We start from the raw sequence: 13,733 nt of genomic DNA on the forward strand, positions 1-13,733 counted from the left end.
AATAGATGGTCTTTAGGCCGCGCTCAGGCGGCCTGTTCCTGCAAAAACTCCAGGGATTGTTCCAGATCCTGCAGGATATCAGCGACATTTTCCAACCCGGCAGACAGCCGCACCAGACCTTCGGTGATGCCATGTTCGGCGCGCTCATCCGGCGTATAGGTGGAATGGGTCATCGAGGCTGGGTGCTGGATCAGCGTTTCCGCATCCCCCAGCGACACCGCGCGGGTGATCATTTTCAGCCGGTTCATCATCGCCCGCCCTGCGGGCAAGCCGCCTTTTAATTCAAAGGCAATCATGCCGCCGGGGAGGGCCATCTGGCGACAGGCCAGGTCATAGTGATCAAAGCTGGGCAGGCCGGGGTAGTGAACTGTGGCCACGGCCGGATGTGCCTCTAGCCAATCGGCGATTTCGGCGGCGGTGCTGCTGTGGCGCTCCATCCGCAGCGCCAGGGTTTTCAGCCCGCGCAGGACCAGCATTGCATTAAACGGCGCCATGACGGCTCCGGTCATGTCCTTCATACCAGTAAGGCGGATCTCCTGGATTTGTTCGGCCCGCCCGACCAGCAACCCGGCGACAACATCCCCATGACCGCCAAGGTATTTGGTGGCCGAATGCAGCACCAGATCGGCGCCCAGCTCAATCGGGCGGGTCAGATAGGGCGTGGCATAGGTGTTATCCACCACAACGGTTGCGCCATGGGCATGGGCGATGCGGCTGGCGCCGGCAATATCAACCAGCCGCATATTGGGGTTGGCCGGGGTTTCAAAATAGACCACGCGAGTCTGTGGGCTGATCGCCGCCTGCAGCTGGTCCAGATCTGTCATGTCCACATGGGAAACGGTGATGCCAAATTTCTGCAACCCGTGCCGCATAAAGGCAAAGGTGCAGCCATAGAGCGTTTTGTCCACGAGGATTTCGTCACCGGGGCTGAGCAGGGTCCAGAGCGTCGAGGTGATTGCCCCCATGCCTGACGACAGCGCCAATCCGGCCTCGGCACCTTCGAGCGTGGCAATGCGTTGCTCCAACAGATCCAGGGTAGGGTTGGAGATGCGGGAATAGATATGGCCGGGGCGATTGCCTGCAAACATTTCGCCACCGCTTTCGGCCGTTTCAAACGCAAAGGTCGAGGTGAGATGCAGCGGCGGCGTCAAGGCGCCCTCATTGGCCTGGGCGTCATAGGCGTGATGAATTGCGCGGGTGGCAAAGCCGGGCGTGGTGTCGGTCGGGTGGGTCATCGCAGGCTCCTGTCGCGGGTCTGGCGCTATGATGCCCTTGTTATTTCGTGATGAAATTGCGATTTATGCCATGATTTTGGTATCTACTGGCAGAATCTGCCAATATTTTGAGGTTGGAGGCTGATTTGGCGACATTGGATCAAAAAGACCGGCAGATTATCCGAACCCTGCAACGGGACGGGCGGATGTCTAATCAGGATCTGGCCGAGGCGGTCAACCTGTCGCCATCCCCCTGTTTGCGGCGGCTGCGGAATTTGGAAAAATCTGGGGTGATCGCCGGGTTCTCCGCCCGCGCAAATGCCAAGCTGTATGGTTTGGGCATGGAGATCTTTGTGCGGATCCGGCTGGAGCGGCACCACCAGGAGGTGGTGCAGACCTTTGAGCGTCAGGTCCTGGCGATGCCGGAAGTGCTGGAATGCCACATGATGACCGGGCAGGTTGACTATCAATTGCGGGTTCTGGTGGCGGGGCTGGATGCCTATGAGCATTTTATCCGCAACAAGATCCATCCTATCGGCGGGGTGGGATCAATTGAGACCAGTTTTGTCTATGGCACAGTCAAGCAAACGGCGGTGTTTCCCGACCTCGGATAGGCATCATGGGCGCCTGGGCAGGATCGTCGTGGTGTGTGCCGCATGGGACAGCGCCTAACGTCCGGCAGGGATAAAGCTGCCTTGCAGGATATTGCGACCTGCCGCTGAGCTGCTGGGGGCAGCGTTGCGGCTGGCCATGCGTTCGAGATTGACAATTGTCGAGAGCATCAGCCGATCATGGCTCCAGTCGCCGGGGCGTTGCATCAGCATGGCGGTGGCCAGGACCGATGCGATCATCAGGCCTGATACCATGGCCCAGCCAAAGCCGGTTTCTCCATGGGTTTGTTGGGCGGTCACCGCAATGATGCGTTGTTGCAGCGTTGAATCGCGACGGGTTTCGCGCCGATCCACCAGGGCAACAGCCGGGCTGCGGCGGGTAAAGAAAACGCGTTCCTGCGCAGCCTGGGCACAGGCGCGGATCAGGCATTCGCAATAGGCGCGGATATCCAGGCCGGGGCGCGCCATCAAGGCCTGATCACAGGCAAATTCGCGCAGATGCCGGACCTCGCGGCGCCACAGGTAAAAAGCGGGGTTCCAGAACAATAGCGGCCGCAGCAGCTCCAGCAGGACCTCGCATTCGATATCGCGCTGGCGGAAGTGCTGTAGCTCATGGGCCAGGGTCAGTTTCAGATCCTGCGGCTGGCTCAGCAGTGCCGAGGGCAGCACCACATAGCGGCTGAACAGCCCGCGGGTCGAATAGGCAACCGGGGTTTCGTCAGAGATCAGGATCTGGGTGGCGCCAATGTTTTTCCAGATAAAGCTGCGCTTAAGCGCCCGGCGCAGGCGATAGATCGAGGAGGCCAGTTGGGCGGCACAGATCATCCCGCCGATGGCGAGCGCCGTGGTCAATAGCCGGGTCCAGAGCAGTTGCTGGGAGGAGAGCACCCGCACGGTGTCTTCGCGCAGGCCCAGGAGGGTTTCAAAGCTGCTGGCGCTCATACTGACATTGCCCTGCAGAAACTGCGACACCAGAAGATCGGAGAGATTGGGCGGATGGGCCATCACCAGATGGGTAAAGGCAAACATCATAAAGGGCGACAGCGCCAGCAGCAGGGTGAGGACATTCATCAGCCGCAGCTGCGCCCCAAAGGCATGGGCAAGATGAGAGTGAGACAGAAGTTTCCGCGCCGCCAGCCAAAGCAGGGTACCTGCAAGCACCAGAAGATTGAGATCCAGATAGCTATTGATCAGCGCGTCAGTTTCCATTGTCCCCCAACCTTTCGTTCAGCAGCGCCCGCATCTCAACGAGCATGTCGTCGGTAACTTCTTCATCGTCAACAAGACGGGCGACCAGGGCCGCGGGCGTGTCGTTGAACAGCTTGCTCGAAAGGTTTTTCAGAGAGGTTTTTTGATACTCTGCTTTGGGAATTGCGGGGCGGTAGATCAGCGAACGGTCTGCCCTTTCGCTGCTAAGAAAGCCCTTTTGTTCCATGATTTTAAGCACAGTCGCCACCGAGGTATAGGCGCGTTCCTGTGCCTGGTTCAGCACCGCAAGGATATCCCTGACAGTACCGCCCCCAGTGGCCCAGACGACGGTCATGAATTCAAGCTCAACCTCGGTTAGCAGTGAATTGTCCTGTTTCTTGCGCATGTCGTCTGATGTCCGGTCCATTTTGGTCTTTCAGCAATGCTAGTGGAAAGGGGGGAGTTTGAAAACTATTTCTTTAGCAGACCTGGGCGCCATGGATCCAAGCCAGATGTTGGCTCCATCTGGGCGTTGCCAAATTGAGCGCTTCCGCGCGCCTATTTCTGCCAGAGGCGGGGTGATATATCAGTCTAGGCCGACGAGATTGGGGCGTGCTGTTGTATGTTGGCTGAGATGGCCTGAAGGTGCAGGACTGCCCTTCAGGCCGTTCGCAATTTTGTTCAGGCTTGCGCGTCAAGGGCAGGCCGCTGACGCGGGGCCTTTGGCCCCCTTGACCCGCACCTCCCAAAGCGGTGGTGTTACACCTTCCAGAAGGTGAAGATGCCCCAGAGAATGGCCAGCCCCAGCGGGTACCAAAGCGGCACGCCGACCAAGCCAAGCCAGGCGAGGAAGATGTAGCTGGTGCCCAACAGGGTGATGAACAAACGGTCCCCGCGGGTGGTGGAGAGCCCCAGCACACCTTTGCGCAGGTCGCCGCCGGGGTTGCGGATTTCCAGCAGCACAAGCACCCCGATGGCAGAGAAAATACCGATAAAAACCAAAGCCGTGGGCCAGGTCCAGGCCATCCATGACAGCATTATACTCTCCCCATCGCAAAACCTTTTGCGATATAGTTGCGGACGAACCAGATCACGATGGCCCCCGGAATGATTGTCAATGTGCCCGCTGCTGCCAGCAGGCCCAGCTCATAGCCGGCACTTGAGGCGGTTTTGGTCATGGTGGCAGCGATAGGTTTTGCGGCCACCGCTGTCAGGGTCTTGGCCAGCAAGAGCTCTACCCAGGAGAACATGAAGCAGAAGAAGGCGGCAACGCCGACCCCGGCCTTGATCGAGGGGATAAAGATGGTGGCGAAGAAGCGCGGGAAGGAATAGCCGTCTACATAGGCGGTCTCGTCCAGCTCCTTGGGGATGCCGCCCATGAAGCCCTCTAAGATCCAGACCGCCAGCGGGATATTGAACAGGCAATGGGCCAGGGCCACCGCCAAGTGGGTGTCAAAGATCCCCACCGCCGAATAGAGCTGAAAGAAGGGCAGGGCAAAGACTGCCGCCGGCGCCATCCGGTTGGTGAGCAGCCAGAAGAACAGCTGCTTGTCGCCTAAAAAGCGGTAGCGCGAGAAGGCATAGGCCGCCGGCAGTGCCACGGCCACCGAAATCACCGTGTTGATGCTGACGTAGAGGATCGAGTTGATGTAGCCCCAGTACCAGGTGGGGTCGGTAAAGATGGTGGCGTAATTTTCCAGCGTGAAGGTCTGTGGAAACAGCGAGAAGCCCGAGAGGATCTCATTGGTGGTCTTAAAGCTCATCGCGACCAGCCAGTAGATCGGCAGCATCAGGAAGAGGATGTAGACAATGGGGATGATAAAGCGTTTTTGCATTTCTCAAACCCTCCTTAGTTCAGGTCGTCTTTGGTCATCAGCGTGTAAAACAGCCAGGAGACCAGAAGCGTGATTGCAAAGTAGATGAGCGACATGGCGGCGGCGGGGCCAAGGTCAAACTGACCCAGGGCGATTTTCACCAGATCAATCGACAACAGCGTGGTGGAGTTGCCGGGGCCACCACCGGTCAGCACAAAGGGTTCGGTGTAGATGTTGAAACTGTCCATGAACCGCAACAGGATGGCGATGGTGAGGACGGTTTTCATCTTGGGCAGCTGGATAAACCGGAACACAGCCCAGTTGGAGGCTCCGTCGATTTTGGCCGCCTGGTAATAGGCATCGGGGATCGATACCAGGCCGGCATAGGCCAAGAGCACCACCAGTGAGGTCCAGTGCCAGACATCCATGGTGACGATGGTCACCCAGGCCGCCAGCGGGTTCTGGGTCATGTCATAAGAGATGCCCAGCACGTGGTTGAGGAAATAGCCAAGCAGGCCAATGTCCGGCAGGGTAAAGATGTTCCACATGGCCCCCACCACGTTCCAGGGGATCAGCATCGGCAGCGCCATGGTGACCAGACAGACCGGCACCCAGAAGCCTTTGCGCGGCATCGACAGGGCGATGATAATGCCCAGTGGCACCTCGATGATCAGGATCAGGAAGGTAAAGAGAAACTGACGTCCCAGGGCGGCGTGAAAACGATCAGAGCGCAGGATCTGTTCGAACCAATCCAGGCCCTGCCAGAAAAACACATTGTCGCCAAAGGTTTCCTGCACCGAGTAGTTCACCACGGTCATCATCGGGATCAGCGCGTTAAAGGCCACCAGCACCAGCACGGGCAGCACAAAGAACCAGGCTTTTTGATTTTCGGTTTTCATTGTGCCGCCTCCGCTGCGGTGTCGGGGGTGGTGGCCAGCCAGCCATCCACATAAAGCCGGGTTTGGTCACGCCGAAAATCGAGATGCACCGGGCTGCCAACTGCAGGTCCTGCGCCCTCGATCACGGCATTGATGCGGCTGCCATTGGTCTGGCATTCCACCACTGTATGACGCCCCACATCCGAGACTTTGGTCACTGTTGCGGCCAGGCCGGTGTCCGCCAGAGAGACAAATTCCGGCCGGATGCCGATTTCTGTTTTGCCATTGGCTTCGCCTTGGATTGGGCCTTCCAGCGCGATGGGCTGGTCGGCAAAATGGGCAGATCCTGCCTGCAGTTCGCAGGGGAGGATGTTCATCCCCGGTGAGCCGATGAAGTGGCCGACAAACGTATGGGCGGGGCGGTCAAACAACTCGACAGGCGTGCCGATCTGCACCACTTCGCCGTCCTGCATCACCACCACCTGATCGGCAAAGGTCAACGCCTCTGTCTGATCGTGGGTGACATAGATCATCGTGGCTTTGACGCGCTGGTGCAGTTCTTTCAGCTTTGAGCGCAGCTTCCATTTCAGATGCGGGTCGATCACCGTCAGGGGTTCGTCAAACATCACCACATTGACGTCTTCGCGCACCAGCCCACGCCCCATGGAGATCTTTTGTTTGTTGTCGGGGGACAGGCCTGCGGCCTTTTGGTCCAGCATTTCCGTTACTTCGAGCATCTCGGCAATGGCCATCACCCGGTCACGCACGGTGTCCTCATCCCGGCCACGGTTGCGCAGCGGGAAGGCGAGATTGTCGTAGACCGTCATGGTGTCGTAGATCACCGGAAACTGAAACACCTGGGCAATGTTGCGCTGATCCGGCGGCAGGGCGGTGACGTCCTGGCCGTCAAACAGGATCTGGCCCTCCGAGGGCACCAACAGGCCGGAAATGATGTTGAGCAGGGTGGATTTACCACAGCCCGAAGGGCCAAGCAGCGCATAGGCGCCGCCGTCGCTCCAATCCAGGTCAATCTCCTTTAGCGCATAGTCTGACGGGGATTTCGGGGCGGGCATATAGCTGTGTCGCAGCTTTGAGAGTGTAATTTTTGCCATTTTCCTGAACCTCAGGCTGCGCGGGAGCCATCGGGTGCAAAGAAGTAGCACGCCGAAGGGTCCATGTAGAAATCATGCATTTCGCCAATCTCGTAGGGGTGCACCCCCGCCGACAGGGATACCCAGTTGGCGTGGGCTTCGCCGCCTGCGGTGCCACCAAGGCCAAGATCGAAATGCGCAGAACTTTCCGAACCTGACAGCTCGGTCACCTGTACCCGGCCATCAAGGCGCACAGTGGCCTTTTTGCTGGCGCTGGGCAGGACGTGATAGGGGCGGATGGCAAGGGAATAGGCGCCATCGCTCAGCCCGGCGGCGGTGCCGCTCAGCTGCCAGCTCACCCGGTCTCCCATGCGGGCGGTAGTGCCTTCTTTGATCACCGTGGCGGTATTGATTGGCGGGTCAGAAAAAACTCGTGCCGCGTCCAGATTGCCGGGGTTGCGGTAGATTTCAGCGGTGGGGCCAAACTGGGTGACGCGCCCGTCGCGCATCAAGGCGGTTTTGCCGCCCAGCAACAGCGCCTCTTCGGGTTCCGAAGTGGCATAGACCACCACGGCGCCACGCCCGGCAAACAGCTCGGGCAGCTGGTCACGCAGCTCTTCGCGCAGTTTGTAGTCAAGGTTGGCGAGCGGCTCGTCCAGAAACACCGCGCGGCTTTCCTTGGCAATGGCCCGGGCCAGGGCGCAGCGCTGTTGCTGGCCGCCGGACAACTCATGCGGGCGGCGGTGCAGCATCGGCTCCAGCTTCAGGATTTTGGCGGCTTCCGCGACACGATCCGCGATCTCGGACTTCGCCATTCCAACCACTTTCAGCGGCGAGGCGATATTCTCATAGACCGTCATATGCGGGTAGTTGATGAAAAACTGGTGCACCAGACTGATGTTGCGTTTCTGGGTGCTCAGGCGGGACACATCCTCGCCCTCCATCAGCACCTGACCGCTGGCCATCGGGTCCAGCCCGGCCATCAGCTTGATAAGGGAGGTCTTGCCCGAACCGGTGGCGCCCAACAGGACGTTGAAGTGACCGGGTTCCAGCATCAAGGATGTCTCCTTGATATGGGTGACCGCGCCGACGCGCTTGGTCACGTTTCTTAATTCTAGTGCCATCGTTATTTAACTTTCCGGCAACCGGCCCTGCAGCAAAACTGACAGGGGCCGTGTCTGTACGTAGCGGGGGAGAAAGAGCCCCGAAGCAGTGTAAGAACACCGTTCCGAGGCAAAGTGTCGGGCCAGAGGCCAAAGGGGATCAGGCCCGACGGGGAGGAGCGGTTACTGCGAGGCCCAGCGGGCGACCAGCTCGTCGTAGTTGACGGTCTGACCTGCAGGTTTTTCGTTCTCCAGTGGTGGCTTGGCGCCGCCATTGGCATACCACCACTCAGCGTCTTTTTCCTCATTGAGACGCGGACCGCAGCCGCCGTAGATCTCAGCCTGCTCGTCTGCACGCTGCATCCGGGCCATGGTGATGTCCATTTCTTCGGCCAGACGGTTCATGGCTTCCTGCGGGGTAAAGGCCCCCGAGTTCACGTCGCCAATCTGCTGCCACCAGATCTGGGCCAGCTTTGGATAGTCAGGCACGTTCACACCGGTTGGCGACCAGGCCACACGATCCGGCGAGCGGTAGAATTCCACCAGACCGCCCAGGTTTTCAGCTCTCTCCGAGAAGCTCTCGTGGTTGACCGAGCTGTCACGAATGAAGGTCAGACCCACGTGGGACTTTTTCACGTCGACAGTTTTGGAGACAACAAACTGAGCATAAAGCCAGGCTGCCTGCGAGCGCTCCAAAGGCGTCGACTTGAGGAAGGTCCAGGAACCAACGTCCTGATAGCCAACCTTCTGGCCGTCTTCCCAGTAGGGGCCGTGCGGGCTAGGCGCCATCCGCCACAGGGGCTTGCCTGCTTCGTCGACTGTGTTGTTGCCTTCGGACTGCGGCTTTACCATATCGGCGGTAAAGGCGGTGTACCAAAAGATCTGCTGGGCAACATTGCCCTGCGCAAGCGCGGGCAGAGACTGGTAAAAGTCATAAGACGCGGCACCGGGAGGTGCATATTTGCGCAGCCATTCGTCCCATTTGCGGATCGCATAGACCGCAGCCGGACCGTTTGCAGCGCCACCACGGGTGACAGAGGCGCCAACCGGGTTACAGGTGCCGGCTTCCATGCGGATGCCCCATTCGTCGATTGGCACGCCGTTTGGCTCACCCTTGGACCCGGCACCGGCCATCGACAGCCAGGCATCGGTCATCCGCCAGCCCAGGTCAGGCGCGCGTTTGCCGTAATCCATATGGCCATAGATCGTTGTACCGTCGATTTCTTTGACGTCTTCGCTAAAGAATTCGGCGATGTCCTCATAGGCGGACCAATTGACCGGAACCCCCAGGTCATAGCCGTATTTTGCCTTGAAGGCCTCTTGCAGATCGGCGCGGTCGAACCAGTCTTTGCGGAACCAATACAGGTTGGCAAACTGCTGGTCGGGCAGCTGATACAGATCCCCATCGGGACCGGTGGTGAACTGGGTGCCCATAAAGTCATCCAGATCCAGGCCGGGGTTGGTCACCGACTTGAAATCACCCGCCATCATATCCGTCAGGTTATGGGCCAGTTGCAGCCGCGAGTGGGTGCCGATCAGATCCGAGTCATTGACATAGGCATCATAAAGATTGCGCTGTGTCTGCATCTGGGTCTGCACCGCCTGCACCACTTCGCCTTCGCCGAGAATCTGGTGATTGACCTTGATCCCGGTGATTTCTTCAAAGGCTTTGGTGAGAACTTCCGACTCATAAGAATGCGTCGGGATCCCCTCGGAGAGCACGTTGATCTCCATACCTTTGAAGGGCTCGGCGGCGGTGATAAACCACTGCATCTCGCTCATCTGTTCATCTTTGGTCAGGACCGAGGGCTGAAACTCCTCATCGATCCACTTAACTGCGGCTGCTTCATCGGCATAAACCGCCTGTCCCGCAGCCACGGCGCATACCGCTGCTGCGGACAAAAGATACCTGCGCATCTTTTTCCTCCCTAAAAGTCTGTAAGGCCAGCTGCGCTCTCTCGCATCTGACTGGTATTTAGCTTTCATATAGGCGTTGCAGTTGTCAAACTAAAAATTTAGTTTTAGATTATGCTGTTGAAAGTACTGTATTTTTAATGATCATTTTTTGATCCACCAAACCGACGGTAGTGGCGTCTTTGGGTGCAAAGCCTGCGGCGAGTCTTTGCCGCAATGCGGCATGTCGGCCTGCAGTCCTGACCGGACATATTGGCAAAATAGCCATCGCCCAGAGGTGCAAACCGGGGTAAGAGAGCCGGATGAGCGATATAGACACATTCGAGATCTTTCTGACCGCAGCCCCAGGGCTGGAGGCTGCGCTGCTGGCCGAGGTCCGCGAGGCTGGCTTTGCCGCTGCCAAATCCGTGCCCGGTGGCGTCACCGTGCAGGGGGACTGGCGCGAGGTCTGGCGCGCCAACCTGAGCCTGCGGGGCGCTGCCCGTGTGCTGGCCCGCATTGGGGAGTTTCGCGCCTTTCATTTGGCCCAGCTGGATAAGCGCGCGCGCAAGTTCCCCTGGGGTGAGGTGCTGCGCAAGGACGTGCCGGTCAAGGTGGAGGTCACCACCAACAAGAAGTCCAAGATCTACCATGCTGGCGCCGCGGCGCAGCGGGTGGAAAAGGCACTGGTTGAAAGCTTTGGCGCCACCCTGTCAAAAGAGGCAGCACTGACGTTGAAGCTGCGGATCGACGACAACATGTGCCAGTTCAGTGTTGATACCTCAGGCGAAGGTCTGCACAAACGCGGCCATAAATCCGCCGTTGGCAAGGCGCCGATGCGGGAAAACCTGGCAGCGCTGTTCCTGCGCGACTGTGGCTTTGACGGGCGTGAGCCGGTGGTCGACCCCATGTGTGGCTCTGGCACCTTTGTGATTGAGGCGGCAGAAATTGCCCTGGGCCTGGTGCCGGGGCGCAGCCGCAGCTTTGCCTTTGAACAGATGGCCAGCTTTGACGCCGCGGCCTATGCAGCGCTGAAAGCAGAGCTGACGCCGCAGGAGGTGGATGTCTCGGCGCTGAACTTCTATGGCTCTGACCGCAACGCCGGTGCGGTTGAGATGGCAACCGCCAATGCCGAACGTGCCGGGGTGGCGGCTATCACGCAGTTCAGCCATCACGCGGTCAGTGACCTGATGCCGCCCGATGGACCAGCGGGGCTGGTGATCGTCAACCCGCCCTATGGGGCGCGGATTGGCAACAAGAAACTGCTCTTTGCGCTTTATGGTGCGCTGGGCAAGACCCTGATGGAGCGCTTTTCCGGCTGGCGGGTTGGCATTGTCACCAGCGAGACCGGGCTGGCCAAGGCCACGGGGCTGCCGCTGTTGCCCCTGGGGGCGCCGGTGGCCCATGGCGGGCTGAAAATCCGCCTGTTCAAAACGGCTCCCCTGCGCTGAACGGGCGCTTTTGCTCAAGAAACGCAACGGCTTCTGCAACTGTGACGTGGGGATTCTCTTTACCCGTGGCACTGGGGCAGGGATGTTGGCCGCAGCTATGCCGACAGCAATGATGCCGGGCACACTGTCGGGCGTCAGGTCGAGCAACAGGCCGAGCAACAGGGGGCAGGACAGCCATGACAACACAACCCACGCAGGGGCATGATGGCCCTTATCCAGCACCCATTGTGGTGACAGAACGATCAGTTTTGCCAGAGTGGATCGACTACAATGGCCATATGAACGTCGCCTATTATGGTCTGGCCTTTGATAATGCGATTGATCAGATGTTTGATAACCACATAGGCAATGGCGAGGCCTATGTGCGTGTCGCCGCCCAGGGCATGTTTGTGCTGCAGTCGAATATGCAATTCCTGCAAGAGCTGCGGCTGGGGCAGGTCTTCTCGGTCAGTTTTCAGCTTATTGATCACGACACCAAGCGGCTGCATTTTTGGTCAGAGATTTTGTTGGACGGGCAGGTCTGCGCCACCCAGGAAGTCCTGGCGATGCATGTTGACCTGACCAGCAAACGTTCGGCTGTGTTTCCCGACTGGCTGCAGGCGCGCTTGGCGCAGTTGCAGGCGGATCACGCCGCGCTTGCGCGTCCCGAACGGCTGGGGGCCACGCTCGGCATTCGCCGGGGCTGAGTGTCGCAGACCTGATCAGTTATGAGCGTTTTGCAGGGCCGTTTGGTACAGTGAAAGAGCAGGCACAAATAGCAAAGGGGGCGCAGTGATGCGCCCCCTTTGGCAGTGATGTGATCCTGTCAGGTGCTAGACCAGACAGTCGGGTTCCACCGCTTCTTCTTGTTCACAGTCCTCTGGCAGATCGTCGACCGGCTGGTTCATCAGCGCCATGATCTCTGCGAAGACAGAGTTGTCATCGTCTTCGCCACCGTCGTCGCCGCCTGTTGGGGCAGTATTGGCTGCGTACCAGGACTCCAACCCTGCATCTGATACACCGCCATTGGCATAGCTGCTGCTATCAGAGGCCGCTGCTGCCGGGTCATAGCCGCCAGACAGCACATCCTGGCTGCCATCCGGGTTGCTCACAACCAGCGAAACCGAGCTGAGGTCGATGTCATCCAGGGTCAGGCCAGCATCTGACCAGAGCGTGAAGTTGGCATTGTTCACCGTGCCATCTGTGCTGTCGGGTGCCTGACCAAACTGCACCATTCCGTCGTAGTTCTCCGGCACTGTAAGACCATCGTCCAGGGTGTTGACAGAGTTGGCCTCTGCCAGGTGGCCGGTAACAGGAATAGCGTTTTCATCCGGGGAGAAATTCAATCCCGGCACATCAGAATCATCGTTCATGTTGAAGAACATGCCGTCGATATCCGCCACTTCACCATCATAGGAGGTGGGTTGCAGGTTGATGAACAGCTGTCCCTGGGGAGTCTGGGTGACTTCCACGGTGACGCTGGGATCGCCATTGCCGCCGACTTCAAAACTAAGGGTGGTTTTGCCGTCGCTACCGCCGTCCCCGCCGCCGTTATCACCGCCAGTTCCTGTGCCGCCAGTCCCTGTACCACCAGTCCCTGTACCGCCGGTTCCCGAACCGCCAGTCCCAGACCCACCAGTGCCACAACCGCCCGTACCGGAGCCACCCGTACCGGAGCCACCTGTACCGGAGCCACCTGTACCGGAGCCACCTGTACCGGAGCCGCCCGTACCGGAGCCGCCCGTACCGGAGCCGCCTGTACCAGATCCACCTGTGCCAGATCCGTTTTCATCCTCGTCGCGATGTTGCCACCACTTTTTGCCCCACCGGCCATGACCGCCATGGCCCCCGTGGCCACCGCCGAAACCACAGCCCTGATCGCCCGTGCCACCAGTGCCTGAGCCACCGGTACCGGATCCAGATGTCCCGGAGCCGTTGTTGTCGTCGTCGCGGTTTTGCCACCACTTCTTGCCACCGTGGTCGCGGCTGCCGTGGCTGCCTCCGGTGCCTGACCCGCCTGTGCCGGACCCGCCTGTGCCGGACCCGCCTGTGCCGGATCCATGTTCGTCTTCGTCCCGCTGCCAATGTTTGCGACCGCTATGGCGGCCAAAGTGATTGGAGAGTTTGTCGCTATACCAGCGGTCAAATCCGCCATCGCGCACACCGCCGTCATGGTAGCTTTTGCTTTGGCAGGCGCTGTGCCCACCCCATGCCGAGCGCCCACCGCCCCAACCAGAAAAATGTCCCCAGCTCATACTTAACACCTCTTAACACAATGTCGCTCGATGCCGCCGTGACCCCACGTGGCACGCATCCCGTGAAATTAGAATAGCTGTGGGTTTGAGCCAAATTTTCGCCGCATTTTTGGCAAATTTGATCCATTGCCGCGTAAATCCGGAAACAATGCAATAGAGGCGCGCCCAACTGTTGCAAGAAGCGCCAAGGCAAAGTGAGTCGCGCTAGCACGGGGCGGCAAAGGTCCCCTCCAGCCCAAGGCGGTGAGAGCGGTAT

The 13,733-nt window shown here is 59.2% G+C and carries 13 protein-coding genes; 3 read left to right on the forward strand and 10 right to left on the reverse strand.

All coding sequences use genetic code 11. From position 1 onward, the window contains the following. Nucleotides 1-23: 23 nt before the first annotated feature. Nucleotides 24-1,235 (reverse strand): methionine gamma-lyase, encoded by a 1,212-nt coding sequence (locus N1037_06235; protein ID UWS80612.1) that lies wholly within the window; start codon nucleotides 1,233-1,235, stop codon nucleotides 24-26. 134 nt (nucleotides 1,236-1,369) lie between these two features. On the opposite strand from N1037_06235, the gene N1037_06240 reads away from it, so the two are divergent. Next, nucleotides 1,370-1,828: an Lrp/AsnC family transcriptional regulator gene (locus N1037_06240; protein UWS81316.1), complete on the forward strand. Its 459-nt coding sequence runs from the start codon at nucleotides 1,370-1,372 to the stop codon at nucleotides 1,826-1,828. Between the two features lie 54 nt (nucleotides 1,829-1,882). Here the strand turns inward: N1037_06240 and N1037_06245 are convergent, their stop codons facing one another. From N1037_06245 to N1037_06280, 8 genes are all read right to left on the reverse strand, one after another. Then, on the reverse strand, nucleotides 1,883-3,034 hold the full coding sequence (locus N1037_06245; protein ID UWS80613.1) for a M56 family metallopeptidase: 1,152 nt from the start codon (nucleotides 3,032-3,034) through the stop codon (nucleotides 1,883-1,885). After that, on the reverse strand, nucleotides 3,024-3,440 hold the full coding sequence (locus tag N1037_06250) for a BlaI/MecI/CopY family transcriptional regulator (protein ID UWS80614.1): 417 nt from the start codon (nucleotides 3,438-3,440) through the stop codon (nucleotides 3,024-3,026). Before N1037_06250 ends, N1037_06245 begins: the two co-directional genes overlap by 11 nt. 332 nt (nucleotides 3,441-3,772) lie before the next feature. Next, nucleotides 3,773-4,051 carry a DUF2160 domain-containing protein gene (locus tag N1037_06255; protein UWS80615.1) on the reverse strand — a complete coding sequence of 93 codons (279 nt, stop codon included), beginning with the start codon at nucleotides 4,049-4,051 and terminating at the stop codon, nucleotides 3,773-3,775. Continuing rightward, entirely contained in the window at nucleotides 4,051-4,848 is a 798-nt protein-coding gene (locus N1037_06260) for a carbohydrate ABC transporter permease (protein ID UWS80616.1), read from the reverse strand. Before N1037_06260 ends, N1037_06255 begins: the two co-directional genes overlap by 1 nt. A 14-nt stretch (nucleotides 4,849-4,862) precedes the next feature. Next, complete coding sequence (locus N1037_06265) at nucleotides 4,863-5,726, reverse strand: sugar ABC transporter permease (protein UWS80617.1); 864 nt, start codon at nucleotides 5,724-5,726, stop codon at nucleotides 4,863-4,865. After that, nucleotides 5,723-6,817, reverse strand: a complete 1,095-nt coding sequence (locus N1037_06270) for an ABC transporter ATP-binding protein (protein UWS80618.1) — start codon at nucleotides 6,815-6,817, stop codon at nucleotides 5,723-5,725. The genes N1037_06265 and N1037_06270 overlap by 4 nt, the downstream gene beginning before the upstream one ends. 11 nt (nucleotides 6,818-6,828) lie before the next feature. Next, the gene (locus tag N1037_06275; protein ID UWS80619.1) at nucleotides 6,829-7,920 is read right to left on the reverse strand and encodes an ABC transporter ATP-binding protein; all 1,092 of its coding nucleotides are present in this window, start codon (nucleotides 7,918-7,920) and stop codon (nucleotides 6,829-6,831) included. 162 nt (nucleotides 7,921-8,082) lie between these two features. After that, nucleotides 8,083-9,816 (reverse strand): ABC transporter substrate-binding protein, encoded by a 1,734-nt coding sequence (locus tag N1037_06280; GenBank protein UWS80620.1) that lies wholly within the window; start codon nucleotides 9,814-9,816, stop codon nucleotides 8,083-8,085. A 299-nt stretch (nucleotides 9,817-10,115) separates the two neighbouring features. Here N1037_06280 and N1037_06285 point away from each other — a divergent pair, with 299 nt between their 5' ends. Both N1037_06285 and N1037_06290 read left to right on the forward strand, forming a co-directional pair. Beyond that, nucleotides 10,116-11,243 carry a class I SAM-dependent RNA methyltransferase gene (locus tag N1037_06285; GenBank protein ID UWS80621.1) on the forward strand — a complete coding sequence of 376 codons (1,128 nt, stop codon included), beginning with the start codon at nucleotides 10,116-10,118 and terminating at the stop codon, nucleotides 11,241-11,243. A 176-nt stretch (nucleotides 11,244-11,419) separates the two neighbouring features. After that, complete coding sequence (locus N1037_06290) at nucleotides 11,420-11,929, forward strand: thioesterase family protein (GenBank protein ID UWS80622.1); 510 nt, start codon at nucleotides 11,420-11,422, stop codon at nucleotides 11,927-11,929. 126 nt (nucleotides 11,930-12,055) lie between these two features. Here the strand turns inward: N1037_06290 and N1037_06295 are convergent, their stop codons facing one another. Beyond that, complete coding sequence (locus N1037_06295) at nucleotides 12,056-13,477, reverse strand: hypothetical protein (GenBank protein UWS80623.1); 1,422 nt, start codon at nucleotides 13,475-13,477, stop codon at nucleotides 12,056-12,058. Between the last annotated feature and the right edge of the window lie 256 nt (nucleotides 13,478-13,733).

This window comes from Phaeobacter sp. G2 (genome assembly GCA_025163595.1).
In the GTDB taxonomy this organism is placed as follows: Bacteria; Pseudomonadota; Alphaproteobacteria; order Rhodobacterales; family Rhodobacteraceae; genus Pseudophaeobacter.

Coding starts and splice junctions, on each gene's coding strand:
- N1037_06235 (UWS80612.1), bottom strand. CDS start 1,235: ATGACCCACCCGACCGACACCACGCCCGGCTTTGCCACCCGCGCAATT.
- N1037_06245 (UWS80613.1), bottom strand. CDS start 3,034: ATGGAAACTGACGCGCTGATCAATAGCTATCTGGATCTCAATCTTCTG.
- N1037_06250 (UWS80614.1), bottom strand. CDS start 3,440: ATGGACCGGACATCAGACGACATGCGCAAGAAACAGGACAATTCACTG.
- N1037_06255 (UWS80615.1), bottom strand. CDS start 4,051: ATGCTGTCATGGATGGCCTGGACCTGGCCCACGGCTTTGGTTTTTATC.
- N1037_06260 (UWS80616.1), bottom strand. CDS start 4,848: ATGCAAAAACGCTTTATCATCCCCATTGTCTACATCCTCTTCCTGATG.
- N1037_06265 (UWS80617.1), bottom strand. CDS start 5,726: ATGAAAACCGAAAATCAAAAAGCCTGGTTCTTTGTGCTGCCCGTGCTG.
- N1037_06270 (UWS80618.1), bottom strand. CDS start 6,817: ATGGCAAAAATTACACTCTCAAAGCTGCGACACAGCTATATGCCCGCC.
- N1037_06275 (UWS80619.1), bottom strand. CDS start 7,920: ATGGCACTAGAATTAAGAAACGTGACCAAGCGCGTCGGCGCGGTCACC.
- N1037_06280 (UWS80620.1), bottom strand. CDS start 9,816: ATGCGCAGGTATCTTTTGTCCGCAGCAGCGGTATGCGCCGTGGCTGCG.
- N1037_06285 (UWS80621.1), top strand. CDS start 10,116: ATGAGCGATATAGACACATTCGAGATCTTTCTGACCGCAGCCCCAGGG.
- N1037_06290 (UWS80622.1), top strand. CDS start 11,420: ATGACAACACAACCCACGCAGGGGCATGATGGCCCTTATCCAGCACCC.
- N1037_06295 (UWS80623.1), bottom strand. CDS start 13,477: ATGAGCTGGGGACATTTTTCTGGTTGGGGCGGTGGGCGCTCGGCATGG.